We start from the raw sequence: 17,414 nt of genomic DNA, 5'->3' as shown, positions 1-17,414 counted from the left end.
GCCAGCATCTTCTAAAGATACACCTATCTTCGATAGAAGATTTTGGCAAGCTGATCATCCCGGCTATTTATTCTTTAGAAGACGCACGCGGTCATCTGCCGCAGCAGGATGTGACATGGCGGGCAACGGCGCCTAAGATGGAATCACCGGCGGATACATCCGCGAATGACATTGGAGCAGCACCCGATATGGCGAAACCGGCGACGCGGAAGGTCGTTCGTGAAGACCCCGTCAGTCGCGCATTCGGCGATCGGGTTCGCATATTGCGTGAACAGGCCAACCTGACCCTGGAGCAGTTCTCCAAGCAGTCCGGTGTCAGTCGGGCGATGCTGTCGAAAGTCGAGCGCGGCGAGAAGAGCCCGACGATCGGGGTCGCGCGACGTATCGCGCTGGCTCTGGAAACATCGTTCTCGACGCTGATGGGCGACGACGACGCGCCGCGCCGGGCCTTCGCTGTGGTGCGCAAGGATCAACGCCAGATCTTTCGCGATTCAAAGACGGGCTTCGAGCGCTTCCTGCTGTCGCCCGTCATGGCCGGCATGGCAGTGGAAGTCGTCCTGCATCACCTGCCCCCGAAAACCTCGACCGGCAAATTGCCCGCCTACCCGCAGGGCACATCCAAACACGTCCTTGCCACGCACGGACGCGTCACCGTGCGCACCAAGGATACCGAGACGGTTCTGGACGAGGGTGACTCGCTGTATTTCGAAGTCGATGTCGAGCACTGGTTCGAGAACAAGACCGCGCGCCGGTGTGAATACTACCTCGTGATTTCGGTGCCTCCGAGTTACGGACGACGCAGCGACGGCAAGGCCTAGCACGCGTCCGCAAGTTTGAAGGCCCCCGCTCACCTGCGAGCGAGGGACCTGTTGGCTAGCAGCCGATTTCAATCTGCCACACGATTACTTCTTCAGGCAGAGACCAACGGTTGGCGTCGTGGTGCACTTCGTGCCATCCGGTGCGCCGCCACTCGGGCAGACAACGGACACCAGCGTCTCCGTCGCCTCGCAGCTAATCGCGCCATCTGCCTGCACCGCGCGGAAGCTCACTGGTGCCGCATCGCCCTTGTCACCCTTGGCGCCGGGCGTGCCCTGCGGACCTTGAGGTCCCTGTGCACCCGCCTGCCCCTGCGCGCCGGGAATGCCCTGAACGCCTTGCGCACCCTGCGGACCGGCCGGCCCCTGCGCGCCGGTTTCGCCCTTCGGACCTGCTGGTCCGGGATCGCGGCCGCAGCCGCCCAGCATCAATGCAACGCCAACAGCAAGAATTGGAATGATCTTCTTCATGCCCCACACCCCGTTGAATTCGTGACACCGCGACATGCGGCGTCAGGATAAGCCAGCGCCGGATATTGAGTTCCGGCATCGGGATGATATCGGGTGAAAGGAAGAACGGAAGCGGCCACGCAGCGACGCGACTGTTTCAAGACGCCGCAGACTTTGGCGGGCGGTTAGCTTGCTCAGCCGTCTCTCGGTTGCGAGATGAGCTCGATCATTTTGGCTTCGTCATCGTCGGGCGCGAAAGCCTTTGCCTTTTCATAGGCTTCAACAGCCGCCGCGCCGACCAGGGGCCTCGCCTGCAAAAGCTGCTCCGCCAATCTCACAGCATAGGCCGCATCCTTATAGCGCAATGCAGCGGTGAAGGATGCACTTGAATAATCGCGGGCCACCATCCGCGGCGCATGTCGCAGCACCTGTGGGCTTGCCGCGACGCCGCTCGCGATGGACTCCAGCACCAGCTTCATGTCCAGCCCGGCATGTTCTGCGATGGCCAGACCTTCGGCGAGCCCAGCGATATGGATTGCGCCCATCAGGTTGTTGATCAGCTTGTAAACCGTACCCGATCCGACGGGGCCGAAATGCCGGATCGTCGATCCGAGCGGCGCGAGGAACGGCCGGGCCTTGTCGAGGTCCGCAATATCCGCGCCGACCAGCAGCGTGAGTTTGCCGCTCGCAGCCGCGTCCGGCAGACCAGTGACCGGACTATCGATATAGATCAGGCCGCGATCCTGCAGCGCCCTGGCAAGGTCGAGCGCATGCTGGTGCGACACGGTCGAACATTCGATCGCCAGCGCGCCCGCCTTCGCGGTTCGCCCGGCACCATCAATGCCGAGCCACACAGTCTGTGAAGCCTCGTCATCGGCGACCATCGTGACGATGGCATCGGCGCCTTCGGCTGCATCCGCCGGTGAAGCTGCCCAGCGTGCACCACGTGCGATCAGATCTTCTGCTTTCGCCCTGCTGCGATTCCAGACGGCAACGCTGAAGCCGGCTTCGAGATAGCAGCCGGCCATGCCGTGCCCCATGCGTCCCAAACCGATGAACGCAACATGGGGCATGGCTCAGTCCACGTCGTCGATGGCACCTGGCGACGTGCCGAAGGCGCGCTGCGCCAGCGTCGCCGCCATGAACTCATCAAGATCGCCGTCGAGCACGCCTGAGGTGTCCGACGTCTGCACGCCGGTGCGCAGGTCCTTCACCATCTGATAGGGCTGCAGCACGTAAGAGCGGATCTGGTGACCCCAGCCGATATCGGTCTTGGCAGCCTGATCGGCAGCAGCCTTCTCTTCGCGCTTCTTCAGCTCGATCTCATAGAGTCGCGCGCGCAGCATGTCCCAGGCCTGGGCCTTGTTCTTGTGCTGCGAACGGCCAGCCTGACAGACCACGGCCACGCCGCTCGGAATATGCGTGAGACGGACGGCCGACTCTGTCTTGTTGACGTGCTGACCGCCGGCGCCGCCTGAACGCATCGTATCGACGCGCACATCGGACTCATTGATATCGATCTTGATGCTGTCGTCCACGACCGGGAAGATCGCAACGCTCGAGAACGACGTGTGCCGACGGGCGTTTGAGTCGTAAGGCGAGATACGCACCAGACGATGCACGCCGCCTTCGGTCTTCAGCCAGCCATAGGCATTGTGACCGGAGATCTGGATGGTCGCCGATTTGATGCCGGCTTCTTCACCCTGCGTCTCTTCGAGATATTCGATCTTGAAACCGTGCTTTTCAGCCCAGCGCGTATACATGCGCAGCAGCATCGAGGCCCAGTCCTGGCTCTCGGTGCCGCCGGCGCCGGCATGGACTTCGAGATAGGTGTCGAAGCGATCGGCCTCGCCAGAGAGCAGCGCTTCCAGCTCGCGGCGCGCCACCTCTTTCTTCAGCGCCTTGAGCGCATTCTCGGCTTCGGTCACCACGCCCTGATCGCCCTCGGCCTCGCCGAGCTCGATCATTTCGATATTATCGTCGAGTTCGCGCATGACCTTGCCGATGCCCTGAAGCGAATCCTCTAGCGAGGTGCGCTCCTGCATCAGCCTTTGGGCCTTTTGCGGGTCGTTCCAGAGATTGGGGTCTTCGGCGAGAGCGTTCAGCTCTGCAAGTCGTGCCGTGGATGCATCGACGTCAAAGATGCCTCCTCAGCAGCCCGACTGACTGCTTGATCTCTTCTACGAGGCGTTCGATTTCAGCGCGCATGGAAACTCTGATCTGGCGGCATCAGCCGCAATACGAATGGTGATCGGGATGTAGCGGCGTGCGCGGCAAAGCGCAATCCGCAAGGATCTGCTGTGGGTCAGATGAGCCTCAATACAGCCCGCCCGTTCCCGGTCGCATGAAACTGCGGTCGGTTTCCGGCGACACCGAGAGCGAACGACCATCCGCATCGGCGACACCGATCACAGAATAGTTGTCCGGCGGCGCGGTGCCCGGCTTGAAGGCCTCGAGGATGGTGCGGCCGCCATCGCCCGGTCCGGCGCGCATGCCCGACTTGGCGTCGACGCGGATCAGCTTGATACCGGCAGGCACGCGGAACGGCACGGCCGGCTTGTCGGCGAGCGCAAGCTTCATGAAGTCCTTCGCAATCGGCGCCGCCAGCGCACCGCCGGTGGCCTTGTTGCCGAGGTTCCGGGGCTTGTCGTAACCGACATAGATACCGACCACGACGTCAGGCGAAAAGCCGATGAACCATGCATCCTTCTCGTCATTGGTCGTGCCAGTCTTGCCGGCGATCGGCTTGCCAACTTCGCGGAGCACGGTCGCGGTGCCGCCCTGCACGACGCCTTCCATCATCGAGGTGATCTGGTAGGCGGTCATGGCGTCGAGCACCTGCTCGCGGCGATCGACGAGCTGCGGCTCGGCCTGGTTCTTCCAACCCTCCGGCGCGTCGCAGCCGCGGCATTCGCGCTGGTCATGCTTGAAAATCGTATGCCCGTAGCGGTCCTGAATACGGTCGATCAGCGTCGACTTCACGCGGCGGCCGCCATTGGCGAACATCGAGTAGGCCGTCACCATCCGCATGACGGTCGTTTCACCGGCGCCGAGCGCATAGGAGAGATAGTTCGGCAATTCATCATAGACGCCGAATCGCTTGGCATATTCGCCGATCAGCGGCATGCCGACGTCCTGCGCCAGTCGCACTGTCACGGTGTTCAGCGAGCGCATCAATGCATTACGCAGCGTCACCGGGCCGTAATACTTGCCGGTCGAATAGTTTTCCGGACGCCACACCCCGGCGCCCTGCCCTTGATCGATCTCGATCGGCGCGTCGACTACGACGGTGGACGGCGTGTAGCCATTGTCCATCGCTGCCGAATAGACCAGCGGCTTGAAGGATGAGCCGGGCTGACGATAGGCCTGCGTGGCGCGATTGAACTGGCTCTGGTCGAACGAGAAGCCGCCGACCATGGCGAGCACACGTCCGGTCAAGGGATCCATCGCAACCATGGCACCGGACACTTCCGGATATTGCCGCAGCCGGAACTGGCCTTCGACGACCGAGCCGTCCTTGTTTGTAAGCGGATCGACATAGATCACGTCGCCCGCGGCCAAAACCTGCGACACGGCCGTAGGTGTTTTGCCCTTCGTCGGTCCGGCCGCGGGCTTGGCCCAGCGCACGCCGTCCAGCGTCAGGATGCCGGTCTGGCGATCCTTGAGCACGGCACCGCCGAGTTCACGGCCCGGCTGAAAGCCGATCCGTGCCGACTGATCGCTGACATCCAGCACGACCGCGAGCTTCCACGGCGCGATGTCGGATAGCGCCTTGACCTCGGCGAGCTTCACGCCCCAGTCACCGGAAATATCGATCTTGTTGGTCGCCCCGCGCCAGCCACGCACCTCGTCGAAATTGATCAGGCCGTTGGTCATGGTCTTGCGCGCCATCACCTGCAGCTTGGGATCCAGTGTGGTGCGGACCGACAGGCCGCCCTCATAGAGCTTCTTTTCGCCGTAGCGTTCCAGGATGTCGCGCCGCACTTCCTCGGCAAAATACTCGCCGGCAAAGATGTGACCCGAACTGTTGCGGCCGGTGACGCTCAGCGTCTCCTTGCGCGCCTTGTCGGCATCGGCCTGCTTGATCCAGCCGTTCTCCAGCAGACGATCAACCACATAGTTGCGGCGCTCGATGGCACGGTCGCGGTTCTTGATCGGATGCAGCGACGACGGCGCCTTCGGCAAAGCTGCGAGATATGCCGCTTCCGACACGGTCAGTTCGTTCACCGACTTGTCAAAATAGACCAGCGAGGCGGCGGCGATGCCATAGGCACCGAGGCCGAGATAGATTTCGTTGAGATACAATTCGAGAATCTTGTCCTTCGAATAAGTGCGCTCGATGCGCATCGCCAGCAAGGCTTCCTTGATCTTGCGGGTAAAGGAGACCTCGTTGGTCAGAAGGAAGTTCTTCGCAACCTGCTGTGTGATCGTCGACGCGCCCTGCGGCCTGCGGTTGGAGCCAAGGTTCTGCGCGTAAAGCACCATCGCGCGCGCCATGCCCGAATAATCGAGGCCACCATGCTCGTAGAAATTCTTGTCTTCGGCCGCGAGGAACGCGTTGATCACGAGCTTCGGCACGGCCTGAATCGGCAGATAGAGTCGGCGCTCCTTGGAGTATTCGCCGAGCAACGCACCGTCCGCCGCATGGACGCGCGTCATTACCGGCGGCTCATAATCTTGAAGCTGCGAATAGTCCGGTAAGTCCTTGGAATAATGCCAGATCAGCCCGGCTGCGGCGGCGACGCCCACCAGGAACACCACGGTTCCTGCAGCGAACAAGAAACCCAGAAACCGCACCAGCAGACGCATTATCGACGATCCGTTTCAATCGCTGTGCCGCAATATAGCATACGGCGGCCCCCATGGGCGCGAAGTCAGCAACAAGTCCCGCGGCAAAAATCAGCAAGGAGACAACCCGAAATGGCCGTCAGTCTTGACCGATTCTGACAGCCACACGGAAATTTTTATAGAGCTCCGGCTGTGGCCAAACTAGGGCTTTCATACTGAAGGCCAGGGCTTTCGTACTGAAAGATTTGTCATTTTCAGTTCCGGTCGTCAGTTTCCCGGGCCGGCAGAGACCATCCGCTTGGAGAAGAACCCGTCGATCGCCTTGGCGACCGCCCCGACCGTCTTGGAGCGCCAGTTCTCGGACATCAGTTGCTGGAGATCGTCCTTGTTGGACACGTAACCCAGTTCGATCAGCACCGAGGGGACGTCCGGGGCCTTGAGCACGCGGAAACCTGCCGATTTCAGGGGATGCTTGTGCATCCGCGCCGTGGTCTTCATCTCGCCCACCACCAGCCGGGCAAAGCGGTTCGAGAAGGTCCGGGTTTCGCGCTGCGCCAAGTCGATCAGGATGTCGGCAACGTCAGTTGGCTCTTCCGTCAGATTGACGCCGGCGATGGCGTCCGCCTTGTTTTCCGAGTCTGCCAGCCGCTCCGCCTCCGCGTCGGAGGCCTTGTCGGATAGTGTGTAAACAGTGGCGCCCTGCGCATCGCCCTCGCCGCGCGGCAATGCGTCGGCATGGATGGAGACGAACAAAGCAGCCGACTGGTTGCGCGCCACCTTCACCCGTTCATCCAGGGGGATGAACGTATCGTCGGCACGGGTCATGACGATGCGGTATTTGCCGAGCTTCTCCAGACGATCACGCAGGGCCAGACCGAAACCCAGCACGATCCCCTTCTCGCTCTCGCCGCCAGCCTGGGTGCCGTTGTCGATGCCGCCATGACCGGGATCGATCACGATGACTGGACGGGCGTCCGGCGCGGCATCGGGCGCGGCGCTGGCGACCACCTTGGTGGCAACCGGAGATGCCGCAGCAGTCGTTCCGACGGCCGGTCGCAGATCTGGGCGATTCTCAACCGCCAGCGCCTGTACGAATGTGGTGCGATCGACCGATTCGAGCTCGATCACCATCCGCGCCGGCTGCCCGTTGGCGGGATCGAGCGCGTAGGAATTCTTGATTTTGGCAGGTCCGGTCAGGTCAAACACCATGCGCGACCCGCCCGGCATCACCAGACCGTAGCGGAACGCCTTGATCAGGCCGCGGGAGACCGTCCCGGCGCCGGGATCGAGATGGAAATTGACCTGGGGAAGATCGATGACCACCCGATATGGGTCAGCCAGCGCAAAGGCCCGCAGCGGGATCTTCCGGTCGAGATCGAGAATGAAACGGGTCTGTTTCTCGTCACCGGCGATGCGCACGTCGGAGGCGATCGGGAAAACGCCCTCGACTTCCGCGCGTGGCGTCTCGCCGGCGGCCTGGGCGGAATTCGGGCACCAAAACAGCCCGAAACCGGCGCTGAAGAGCACCGTGGCCAGCCTGACGATGTGGTTTGCGCGGCTCGTCAACGAATCCACTGCCTCCGAAGCAGCCCCTCATTAACCCAATAGGATTGCAGGGTTAACCGGAGCTTAAGTCGGCCATATCGAATAAGCCTGAGTGTTGCAGCCTTGTGACGCTTCCCTTGCATGCGACCCCCATTCCTCGTATGTACGAAGAGCTGACGGTTTAACTCCCGGTTGTGTCGCGTTCAGCCTCCCGGTGCAACGCTCGTTCCCCCGACCATCTATCGGTGGATCCAGCGTTTTCCGGCTTCCTCTCTACAACCAGCGCAGCGCGCGGTTGCCCAGAGAGGCGGTCTTAGCCCAGGCGGTGTCCGGTCCCAGGTCCTTTCTCGCTCCCGGGGCGGCTTTAGACACTTCATGACCGATTATTCCGGCCTTACGGGCGGAGTATGCGACAGCCGGTGACCGCGTTCTGCGGCGCGCCGGACGTCAGCAAAAGGCGGCGCCTTTGCCGCCAAGATGTTCAGACGGGCCGACGCTTGATGCGCCAGACTGTGATGCCGACCGAGACCCAGGTGGGAACTATGCCGATGCGAGGCCCAAGCCTCGCGCGTCGCCCCGCACTGACCTCGCGATCGGCACGGCGTTCAGGGCTGTGTTTCGGCCTTCCCCTCACCCCCGAATCAGGTGGACCGTTGCGTCACCCGGCTGCGCGATACGCGCTTGCCGCCACGCACGCCGTCCGCCTCCATGAGCTTCCAAATGCCAAACAAAATGTTGATCGATGCGACTCACCCGGAAGAGACCCGGGTCGTCGTGGTTCGCGGCAATCGCGTCGAAGAGTTTGATTTCGAGACTGCGCAGCGCAAGCAGCTCCGCGGCAATATCTACCTCGCCAAGGTCACGCGCGTCGAACCATCGCTGCAGGCCGCCTTCATCGAATACGGTGGCAACCGCCACGGCTTTCTCGCTTTCAGCGAAATCCATCCGGACTACTATCAGATCCCGGTCGCCGACCGTCAGGCGCTGATCGAGGCGGATGAACGGGCCCATCGCGAAGCTGAGGAAGAGACCGAAAACCGCTCCAACCGTAAGCGCTCGCGTCATCGCAACTCCCGTCGCCGCGACCGTGGCGAGCGGGTGCAGAGCGATGTCGTCGATACGACGGCGATCGATCCGTCGCAGGCCGAACAGCCGCGCGATCCGGCCTTCGAGGTCCACAGCCATACCCATGATGACGGACACCACGCTGCCGATCACGACCATCATGACCATGACGGTCACGAGCACACCCACGCGCATGAGCACGCCGAAGGCGATCATGCGCACGACCATGATCATCACGATCATGCCGCCGCACCGGTCGCGTCCGAGAGCGTCGCTGCCGAAGCTGTGGCTCCCGAGGTCCTCGTGTCAGAGGTCGTTGCATCCGAGCCTGTGACCGAACAGCCTGTTTCGGCAGGCTTCTCGCCTGCTCCGGTCGAAGCCGTTGCGGAGACGCCGGCGCCAGTCGCCGCCGAGGCGCATGATGATCACGCGCATGACGAACAGATTCAGGCCGCTCACGCCGAAGAGAACGCGGCGCATGCCGAGGACGTTCACCACGAAGAGCGTGCCGAGGGCGAGCACACCGCTGCCGCTGACAGCGACGAACACGACGACGAGGAAGACGAAGACGACGGCGAGGAAGAAGCCGAAGAGGATCAGGTCGAATCCGTCGGCGGTGACGACGTTCTCGAGGAAGTCCCGGAGCGCGCCTTCCGTCCGCGTCGCCAGTACAAGATCCAGGAAGTCATCAAGCGCCGCCAGGTCATGCTGGTGCAGGTCGTCAAGGAAGAGCGCGGCAACAAGGGCGCTGCACTGACCACCTACCTGTCGCTTGCCGGCCGTTACGCCGTGCTGATGCCGAACACTGCCCGTGGCGGCGGCATCTCGCGCAAGATCACTTCGGCACAGGATCGTTCGCGTCTCAAGGAAGTGGTGTCGGACCTCGACGTGCCGGAAGGCATGGGGATCATCCTGCGCACCGCCGGTGCCTCGCGCACCAAGCCGGAAATCAAGCGCGATTTCGAATACCTGATCCGGATGTGGGAAACCGTCCGCGACATGACGCTAAAGTCGCAGGCCCCGACCCTCGTCTATGAGGAAGGCTCGCTGATCAAGCGTTCGCTGCGCGACCTCTACAACAAGGAAATCGACGAAATCCAGGTTGCGGGCGAAGCCGGCTACCAGGAAGCGCGCGATTTCATGCACATGCTGATGCCGAGCAATGTGCGCGCGGTGAAGCAGTATCGCGACGGCCAGCCCCTGTTCTCGCGCATGGGCGTCGAGAGCCAGTTGGACGCAATGTTCTCGCCGACCGTGCAACTGCGCTCCGGTGGCTATATCGTCATCAACCAGACCGAAGCCTTGGTTTCGATCGACGTGAACTCGGGCCGTTCGACCCGCGAGCACCACATCGAAGATACCGCGCTGAAAACCAATCTCGAAGCGGCCGAGGAAGTGGCGCGTCAGCTCCGCCTGCGCGATCTCGCCGGCCTGATCGTGATCGACTTCATCGACATGGACGAGAAGCGCAACAACCGCGCTGTCGAACGCAAGATGAGCGACTGCCTGCGGCAGGATCGCGCGCGCATCCAGGTCGGCCGCATCTCGCATTTCGGCCTGCTCGAAATGTCGCGCCAGCGCATCCGCGCCAGCGTGCTGGAAAGCTCCACGGATATCTGCCCGCATTGCGGCGGCAGCGGTCACGTTCGTTCGGTGTCGTCGGTGGCCCTGCAGTTGCTGCGCGGCCTCGAAGAGACCCTTATGAAGGGCGCCACGCATAACCTGATCGTGCGCACCCGCACCGATGTCGCGCTCTATGTGCTGAACCACAAACGTGGCCATCTGCGCGATCTCGAAAATAGCTTCAAGGTGACGCTCGCCGTCATCGCCGATCCGAATGTCAGCGGTCAGCAGTCCTTCGTGATCGACCGCGGCGAACAGGTCCATACGCTGGAAGCCGCCAAGGCGCTTCTCGCGGCTCAGGTTGCGGCCTTCCCGCCGCCGCTGGAAGAAGAACCCTTCGACGACGAAGACCTGTTCGAGACGGAAGCCGAAATCGAAACCGAGGAGACCGAAGGTCTCACCGACGACGAGACCTCGGGTGAAAGCGCCACCGGCGATGCAGACGGCGATGGCCGCAAGCGCAAGCGCCGTCGGCGCCGTCGCGGTCGCTCCGGTGAAACCCGCGAAGGCGGCGCTCCCGGTCGCGAGGGCGGCGATCTCCAGAACGCCGCTGAAGGCGCGGTTGAAGGTAACGTCGAAACCGTTGGCGACGACAGCGAAGGCGAAGACGACGAGGCCGACGATCAGCCTCGTGAGGCCCGTGCCGATCAGCCGGCCGATGGCGAGCGTCGCCCGCGTCGCCGTGGCCGTCGCGGCGGACGCCGCCGGCGTGGTGGTAACGACGAAGGTCTGGCCGGATCGATCTCCGATGAACTCGGACCGACGCAGACCTCGGAAGCCAGCGATGCCGTGGCCGATCTCGAAGGTCAGGACACGCGTAACGACGCACAGCCGCACCAGCACGCAGCTCCGGACGCCGTGACGTCCTATGCCGCACCACAGCCAGAGGCCGAACAGAGCCGTCACAACGCCGTGCCGATGTTCGCTCCGGCAGCGCCTGAGCCGGCGCCGGCTGCCCCTGCTCCTGTCGCAGGACCTCCCCCCGTGCAGGAAGCCGCGGCACCGCAGGAAGATGACAAGGCTGCAGCACGTCGTCGCTCGACGGTGCGCGAGAAGGTCAACTTCGGTTCGACGTCTCCGGAGCCACAGCCCGCGGCAGCGCCTGTCGCTACAGCCCCGGAGCCGGCACCTGCTCCAGCCGCTGCACCGGCTCCTGCGGTCGAAGCCCAGCCGCGCAAAGCCGGCTGGTGGTCACGCGTCCTCGGCAGCGACTAAGCGCCTTCCAACGCAACAACGAAAAGCCGCCCGGCAAAACCGGGCGGCTTTTTTAGTGCTGCGATCTCCTGCGGATCAGTCCGTGGTGATTGCCGTTTCGACATCCGATGGATCGATGGTCTTGTTGAGATTGGCGTGCATCGTGTCGTGATCAAGCTCGCCTTCCCACCACGACACGAACACCGTAGCAATGCCGTTGCCCGTGATGTTGGTCAGAGCGCGCACCTCGCTCATGAACTTGTCGATCGAGAACACGATCGCCATGCCGGGCACCAGACGCGGATCAACCACCGACAGCGTGGCTGCCAGCGTGATGAAACCGGCGCCGGTGACGCCCGAAGCGCCCTTGGAGGTCAGCATCGCCACGATCAGGATAGTCACCTGCTGGCCGAACGACAGATCCACACCGAGCGCCTGGGCGATGAACAGCGTCGCCAGGGTCATGTAGATGTTGGTGCCGTCGAGGTTGAACGAATAGCCGGTCGGCACCACGAGGCCGACGACCGACTTCGAACAGCCCAGACGCTGCAGCTTCTCCATCAGCTGCGGCAACGCGCTTTCCGACGAAGAAGTGCCGAGCACGATCAAAAGCTCATCCTTGATGTAGACGATGAACTTGAAGATGTTGAAGCCGACGATGCGGGCAATGATGCCGAGCACGACCACCACGAACAGCGCTGCGGTCGCGTAGAACAGCACGATCAGGCTCAGCAAGTTGGTGAGCGCCGCCGGGCCGAACTTGCCAATGGTGTAGGCCATCGCGCCGAATGCGCCGAGGGGGGCTGCCTTCATGACAATGGCGATCACGCCGAACACGGCATGCGACGTCTCATCAATCATGTCGCGCAACCTGTGGCCACGCTCGCCCAGCGCCATCAGCGCAAAACCGAACAGGATCGCGAACAACAGCACCTGCAGGATGTCGCCCTTGGCGAAGGCGCCAACGACACTGTCGGGAATGATGTTGAGCACGAAATCGACCGACTTCGTTGCTTCAGCCTGCTTGACGTAATTGGCGACTGCGCCTGCGCTACCTTCGGTCTTGGTCACCAGACCATGGCCGACCTGGAACAGGTTGCCCATCACAAGGCCGAGGATCAGCGCGAAGGTTGAGACGATCTCGAAATAGACCAGCGCCTTGATGCCGACGCGGCCAACCTTCTTGGCGTCCTGGATATGTGCAATGCCAGACACCACGGTACAGAAGATGATCGGCGCGATCACCATCTTGATCAGCTTGATGAAGCCGTCGCCGAGCGCCTTGATCCATTCATTGGTGGCGAACTGAGGCTCCAGCCACCCGACCAGCACACCGATCACGATGGCGATCAGCACCTGAATATAGAGAACCTTGTACCAGGGCTTTTTGACCGGAGCGGCCACTCCCGGACCCGCCGTTGCCGTTACCGCAGACATTCCGCTTCAACTCCCTGAGCATTTTTACTGCCGCGGTCATTAGTCACATGGGCGGCCTCTTGCAAGCCGCCACGCGGAATTACTTGGGCGATTAACGAACAAATATCGCGCCGAGCGTTCAGCGATACCGGCGATCAACCATTCCGCGCAGGACGGGCACCAGGATCGCGCCCAATGTGTTCTTCACTAATGCCCCCGCCAGGAACGGCATGACGCCGACCAACCAGGCTTTCTCGGCGCCGAGCTTGATACCGTAAGCCAGCCAGGCAAAGCCCATGGCCATGATCACGATGTGGCCGATGGCCATGGCAACGAACAGGCGGACCATCGAGCGATCCCATCCGCGTTCGCTGAACCAGCCCGTGATGAACGCAGCAACGACAAAGCCCGACAGGAAGCCGGCCGTGGCCCCCGTGAGCGGTTTGAGACCGCCAACGGGCCCGGCGAACACCGGCAATCCCAATGCGCCGACGGCGAGATAGGCGATGATCGTCAACGTGCCGAGGCGCCAGCCATAGACGGCGCCAACCATCAAAACGACGAGCGTCTGCAGGGTCATCGGCACATAGGGCAGTGGCAGACTAATCTTCGCCGAAACCGCCAACAACGCGACTCCAAACGCCGCCAGCACTATGGCACGCCGTACGACGGCGAAGCCTTTGCGGCGGGCCGGCCACCACACGTCGGCGATGGGGACACGACGCGCGTTCGCGGTGGATGCATCCGACAAGATGGGCTCGCTCACTTCGGACCACCCTGCCCGAGCCATTTGCTGATCCGCGCGACCGCCTCATGCATGTCCTCGGTCGAGCTCGCATACGAAAAGCGAATATAGGACTTGCCATGGATCGGATCGAAGTCGCTGCCGGGTGTTGCGGCGACATGCGCCTGTTCCAGCATCTGCTTGGCGAAATCGAAGCTGTCCGACGTGAATTTCGACACGTCTGCATAGAGATAGAAGGCGCCATCGGCCGGCAGGAAGTCCGTGAGGCCGGCTTGCGGCAATCCTGCGGTCAGGATGCGGCGGTTCTCCTGATAGCCATGCTTGATGTCTTCCATCTGCGCATGGCCGTCGAAGGCTGCTTCCGCCGCGATCTGCGACAGTGTCGGCACCGAGATCGACAGGTTCTGCTGCAGCCGTTCCATGGACCGCACCAGCGGTTTCGGCACGACCATCCAGCCGACGCGCCACCCGGTCATACAAAAGTATTTCGAGAAGGAATTGATCACCAGCGCGTTCGGCGACAGCTCGGCTGCGGTCACGGCCGGAAATGCATAATCGAGCCCATGATAGATCTCATCCGAGATGAAGCGGATGCCGGCGTCATCGGCCGCGTGGATCAGGCTGGTCAGCGCTTCGCGCGACATCATGGTGCCCGTAGGATTGGCCGGACTCGCGACCAGCACGCCCTTCAGCGGCTTTTCGCGATGCGCGGCGAGCAGATCCTCGGCGGTCAGAGCGTGCCGCTTGTCGGCATGGGTTTCGATCAGCACCGGCTCGCAGCCCAGCGCAGTCAGAATATGCCGATACGGCGGATAGCCAGGCACGGTGACGGCGACGCGGTCGCCGGGCTCGAACAGGGCCAGGAAGGACAGGATGAACGCGCCGGAGGAGCCGGTAGTCACCACGATCTGCTCCGGATCGACCGTACAGCCATAGACGTCGCGATAATGCCTGGAGATCCGCGCGCGCAGCGACGGGGTGCCAAGCGCAGCGGTATATTCGATCCGCCCGTGCGCCAGTGCGGCCTGTGCAGCCTCGATGGCCACCTTCGGCGCGGGCGCTGCCGGCTGCCCGACTTCCATGTGAATCACATGCCCGCCAGCGGCCTCGATCCGCGCCGCGGCGGCCATCACATCCATCACCATGAACGGGGGAACATCGCTGCGTCCGGACGCCGCAAGAAGGCTGTGTGCCCGGGTTTTGAGGATCGTATCTGGCATGGAAATCTGCTATCTGCGCGGCGTTATGCACGTTACGGCATGGGAGCAACGCCGCGCTCCCGCCGCAATATTTGACTTGTTAGGGCTTATATCGAATCCGAACCTCGGCCAATGATGAAAGACCTGCAGCTGCAGCCTAAAAGGGCTGCATCTCGATTGTTCTCGAAGCTGACCACGCTGCTGACCGCGGCGGCATTGACGCTGACGCCAATGGCCGCCCATGCGCAGCAAGGCGACGCTCCGCGCCTGCTGCGCGACGCCGAGATCGAACAGCTGCTGCGTGACTATACGCGCCCGATCCTGCGCGCTGCGGGCCTGGAAAAGCAAAACATCCAGGTCGTCATCATCAACAACGCCAGCTTCAATGCCTTTGTCGCTGACGGTCGCCGCATCTTCGTCAATCACGGCGCGCTGATGCAGTCACAGACGCCGAACCAGCTGATCGGCGTGCTCGCCCACGAAACCGGCCATCTCGCCGGCGGCCATCTGTCAAAGCTGCGCGAGCGCATGGCGCAGGCGCAGACCCAGATGATCGTGGCGATGCTGCTCGGCGTCGGCGCCATGGCGGCCGGAGCGCGCGGCGGTAACTCCAATGGTGCTGCCGGCAATATCGGCGCCGCAGCGGTCGCCGCGCCGCAAGCGATGATGATGAATACGATGCTGTCCTATCAGCGGCAGCAGGAAGAAAACGCCGATCGCGCCGGCGTCAAATTCCTGAACCAGACCGGCCAGTCGTCCAAGGGCATGTACGAGACGTTCCAGCGCTTCGGCACCGACAGCCTGTTCGCAGCACGCGGAAGCGACCCGTATATGATGTCGCATCCGATGCCCCGGGAGCGCGTTGCCGCCCTCGAGGAGCTTGCGAAGTCGAGTCCCTATTGGGACAAGAAGGACGATCCGGCGCTGATGCTGCGCCACGAGTTGATGCGCGCCAAGACCGCCGGTTTCATGGAGCAGCGCGACACGGTGCTGCGGCGCTATCCGCCATCCGACACCAGCCTGCCCGCGCAATATGCCCGTGCCATCGCCACCTATCGCCATGGCGATCTGCGCGTGGCTGTCGAGCAGATCGATGCGCTGATCAAGGCGCAGCCTAACAATCCATATTTCTACGAGTTACGCGGCCAGGCGCTGCTCGAAGGCGGCAAGCCCAATGAGGCGATCGCGCCGCTGCGCCGCGCGGTGCAGCTCTCCAACAACGCGCCACTGATCGAGATGATGCTCGGCCAGGCGCTCGTCGCCTCCGACAACAAGGCCTATACCGACGAGGCGATCCGCATCCTGCGCACTGCTGTGGCGCGTGAGAGTGAAGCGCCCGTCGGCTACATGCAGCTAGCCATGGCCTATGGCCGCAAGGGCGAACTCGCAGAGGCCGACCTGGCCTCGGCCCAGGCGGCCTTCCTGCGCGGCGACAACAAGACTGCCCGCGATCTTGCCTCGCGCGCCAAGGCCCGGTTTGCCGTGGGCACGCCCGGCTGGGTGAAGGCCGATGACATCATCGCCGCGAAAATGCCGGGGAAGAACTAGCGCGCCTCCCTCTGCAATGTTCTGAAACAAATGGCGGCCGATCCGTAATCTTTCGCAATGTGGCTGACAATTTGTCTCCGTACGCAGTGTCCCTGACTATTGGGGGACATCTCTATGCGCGCGAACGCCATCAACCACGTGTTGAAACTGATATGCCTGCACGCTCTGACAGCAACTGTCGCTGGATGCGCCACGGCGCAGTTGGAGACATCAGGGTCTCTCGCTTCGTATAACGACCTCGCGCCGGCCGACGGCATCACTACCAAATCCAAGATGCGCGTCGACAAGGCCGGTGTCCTGGCGGCCAGGAGTGTCAGCATCATACCCACGTCCTTCTCTCATGCCGCATCTCGAGCCGCCCTCACCGACAAGCAACGTCGCGTCATCGCGAATGCTGTCGACCGTTCCGTCTGTATCGGACTGAGCGACCGCTTCAATGTGGTCCCATCCGGGCAACCCGCCGACCTGACGGTGCATGTCACCGTGACGCGTGTGACCGTCACCGATCCGAATGTCGCGGGGGCCGCCAAGGTTGCCTCCGCCGCACCTATGTTCATCAGTGCAGGCTTTCCCATCGTCGTGCCCAGAATCCCGTACGGTATGGGCGGCCTGTCGGTCGAGGCGGAAGCCCGCGACGTACAAGGCCAGCAGAAAGCCGCGTTCGTCTGGGCCCGCGATGCCGACATGTTGACGAGCACACCGCGCGTCGCCGCGTCCGGGGACGCTTACGATCTGGCAGGCGAGTTCGGCGCAGATTTCAGCAAGCTTCTGACTACCGGCGAAAACCCATTCGACAAGAAGTTGTCCGCGCCCAGTATGCAGCGCGTGAACTCGGCCTTTGGGGGGAAGCCCAAATACGCCGCCTGCGACGCTTTCGGGCGCACCGGCGTTTCCGCCTTCATCGGCGGGAAAATGGGAGCACCTCCCGAGTGGAACGACGACGCGATGCCGGTGACGGAATGACCGGACATGCATGACAGTGATTACCGTCCCTCCGCCCAAGACAGCTATGCTACGACATCAGCA

Annotated in this window: 12 protein-coding genes; 4 read left to right on the top strand and 8 right to left on the bottom strand. The window is 62.6% G+C overall.

The features are described from left to right. Positions 1-188 precede the first annotated feature (188 nt). Positions 189-818: a helix-turn-helix domain-containing protein gene (locus tag BLW80_RS13830; protein ID WP_089264128.1), complete on the top strand. Its 630-nt coding sequence runs from the start codon at positions 189-191 to the stop codon at positions 816-818. An 84-nt stretch (positions 819-902) separates the two neighbouring features. On the opposite strand, the gene BLW80_RS30915 is transcribed toward BLW80_RS13830, so the two are convergent. From BLW80_RS30915 to BLW80_RS13805, 5 genes are all read right to left on the bottom strand, one after another. Then, positions 903-1,286 (bottom strand): hypothetical protein, encoded by a 384-nt coding sequence (locus BLW80_RS30915; protein ID WP_116662286.1) that lies wholly within the window; start codon positions 1,284-1,286, stop codon positions 903-905. Between the two features lie 173 nt (positions 1,287-1,459). Continuing rightward, positions 1,460-2,338 carry an NAD(P)-dependent oxidoreductase gene (locus BLW80_RS13820; RefSeq protein ID WP_093758406.1) on the bottom strand — a complete coding sequence of 293 codons (879 nt, stop codon included), beginning with the start codon at positions 2,336-2,338 and terminating at the stop codon, positions 1,460-1,462. A gap of 3 nt (positions 2,339-2,341) precedes the next feature. Continuing rightward, positions 2,342-3,473, bottom strand: a protein-coding gene (gene prfB / locus BLW80_RS13815) for a peptide chain release factor 2 (protein ID WP_139285829.1) whose coding sequence is annotated in 2 segments (ribosomal slippage) — positions 2,342-3,403 and positions 3,405-3,473 — 1,131 coding nt in all. Because the reading frame shifts where the segments join, the coding sequence is not laid out codon by codon here. A 108-nt stretch (positions 3,474-3,581) separates the two neighbouring features. Then, the gene (locus BLW80_RS13810; RefSeq protein ID WP_093758405.1) at positions 3,582-6,074 is read right to left on the bottom strand and encodes a penicillin-binding protein 1A; all 2,493 of its coding nucleotides are present in this window, start codon (positions 6,072-6,074) and stop codon (positions 3,582-3,584) included. A gap of 246 nt (positions 6,075-6,320) precedes the next feature. Next, positions 6,321-7,619 carry an N-acetylmuramoyl-L-alanine amidase gene (locus BLW80_RS13805; RefSeq protein WP_093759080.1) on the bottom strand — a complete coding sequence of 433 codons (1,299 nt, stop codon included), beginning with the start codon at positions 7,617-7,619 and terminating at the stop codon, positions 6,321-6,323. A 699-nt stretch (positions 7,620-8,318) separates the two neighbouring features. On the opposite strand from BLW80_RS13805, the gene BLW80_RS13800 reads away from it, so the two are divergent. After that, positions 8,319-11,501 carry an Rne/Rng family ribonuclease gene (locus BLW80_RS13800; protein ID WP_093758404.1) on the top strand — a complete coding sequence of 1,061 codons (3,183 nt, stop codon included), beginning with the start codon at positions 8,319-8,321 and terminating at the stop codon, positions 11,499-11,501. 75 nt (positions 11,502-11,576) lie between these two features. Here BLW80_RS13800 and BLW80_RS13795 read toward each other — a convergent pair whose 3' ends face one another. The 3 genes from BLW80_RS13795 to BLW80_RS13785 form a co-directional block, all read right to left on the bottom strand. Continuing rightward, positions 11,577-12,917 carry a dicarboxylate/amino acid:cation symporter gene (locus tag BLW80_RS13795; RefSeq protein ID WP_089264122.1) on the bottom strand — a complete coding sequence of 447 codons (1,341 nt, stop codon included), beginning with the start codon at positions 12,915-12,917 and terminating at the stop codon, positions 11,577-11,579. A gap of 118 nt (positions 12,918-13,035) precedes the next feature. Next, the gene (locus tag BLW80_RS13790) at positions 13,036-13,647 is read right to left on the bottom strand and encodes a biotin transporter BioY (RefSeq protein ID WP_502688614.1); all 612 of its coding nucleotides are present in this window, start codon (positions 13,645-13,647) and stop codon (positions 13,036-13,038) included. A gap of 11 nt (positions 13,648-13,658) precedes the next feature. Next, on the bottom strand, positions 13,659-14,861 hold the full coding sequence (locus BLW80_RS13785) for a pyridoxal phosphate-dependent aminotransferase (RefSeq protein WP_093758402.1): 1,203 nt from the start codon (positions 14,859-14,861) through the stop codon (positions 13,659-13,661). Between the two features lie 111 nt (positions 14,862-14,972). Between BLW80_RS13785 and BLW80_RS13780 the strand changes: the two genes are divergently transcribed. Both BLW80_RS13780 and BLW80_RS13775 read left to right on the top strand, forming a co-directional pair. Next, positions 14,973-16,388 carry a M48 family metalloprotease gene (locus tag BLW80_RS13780; RefSeq protein ID WP_093758401.1) on the top strand — a complete coding sequence of 472 codons (1,416 nt, stop codon included), beginning with the start codon at positions 14,973-14,975 and terminating at the stop codon, positions 16,386-16,388. A 114-nt stretch (positions 16,389-16,502) separates the two neighbouring features. Next, a complete protein-coding gene (locus BLW80_RS13775) occupies positions 16,503-17,351 on the top strand; it encodes a DUF3313 family protein (RefSeq protein WP_093758400.1) in 849 nt (282 codons plus the stop codon). Positions 17,352-17,414 lie beyond the last annotated feature (63 nt).

This window comes from Tardiphaga sp. OK245 (assembly GCF_900108575.1).
Classification (GTDB): domain Bacteria; phylum Pseudomonadota; class Alphaproteobacteria; order Rhizobiales; family Xanthobacteraceae; genus Tardiphaga; species Tardiphaga robiniae.
The sequence above is the reverse complement of the archived record's forward strand: the minus strand, read 5'-3'. Positions and strand labels throughout refer to the sequence as shown.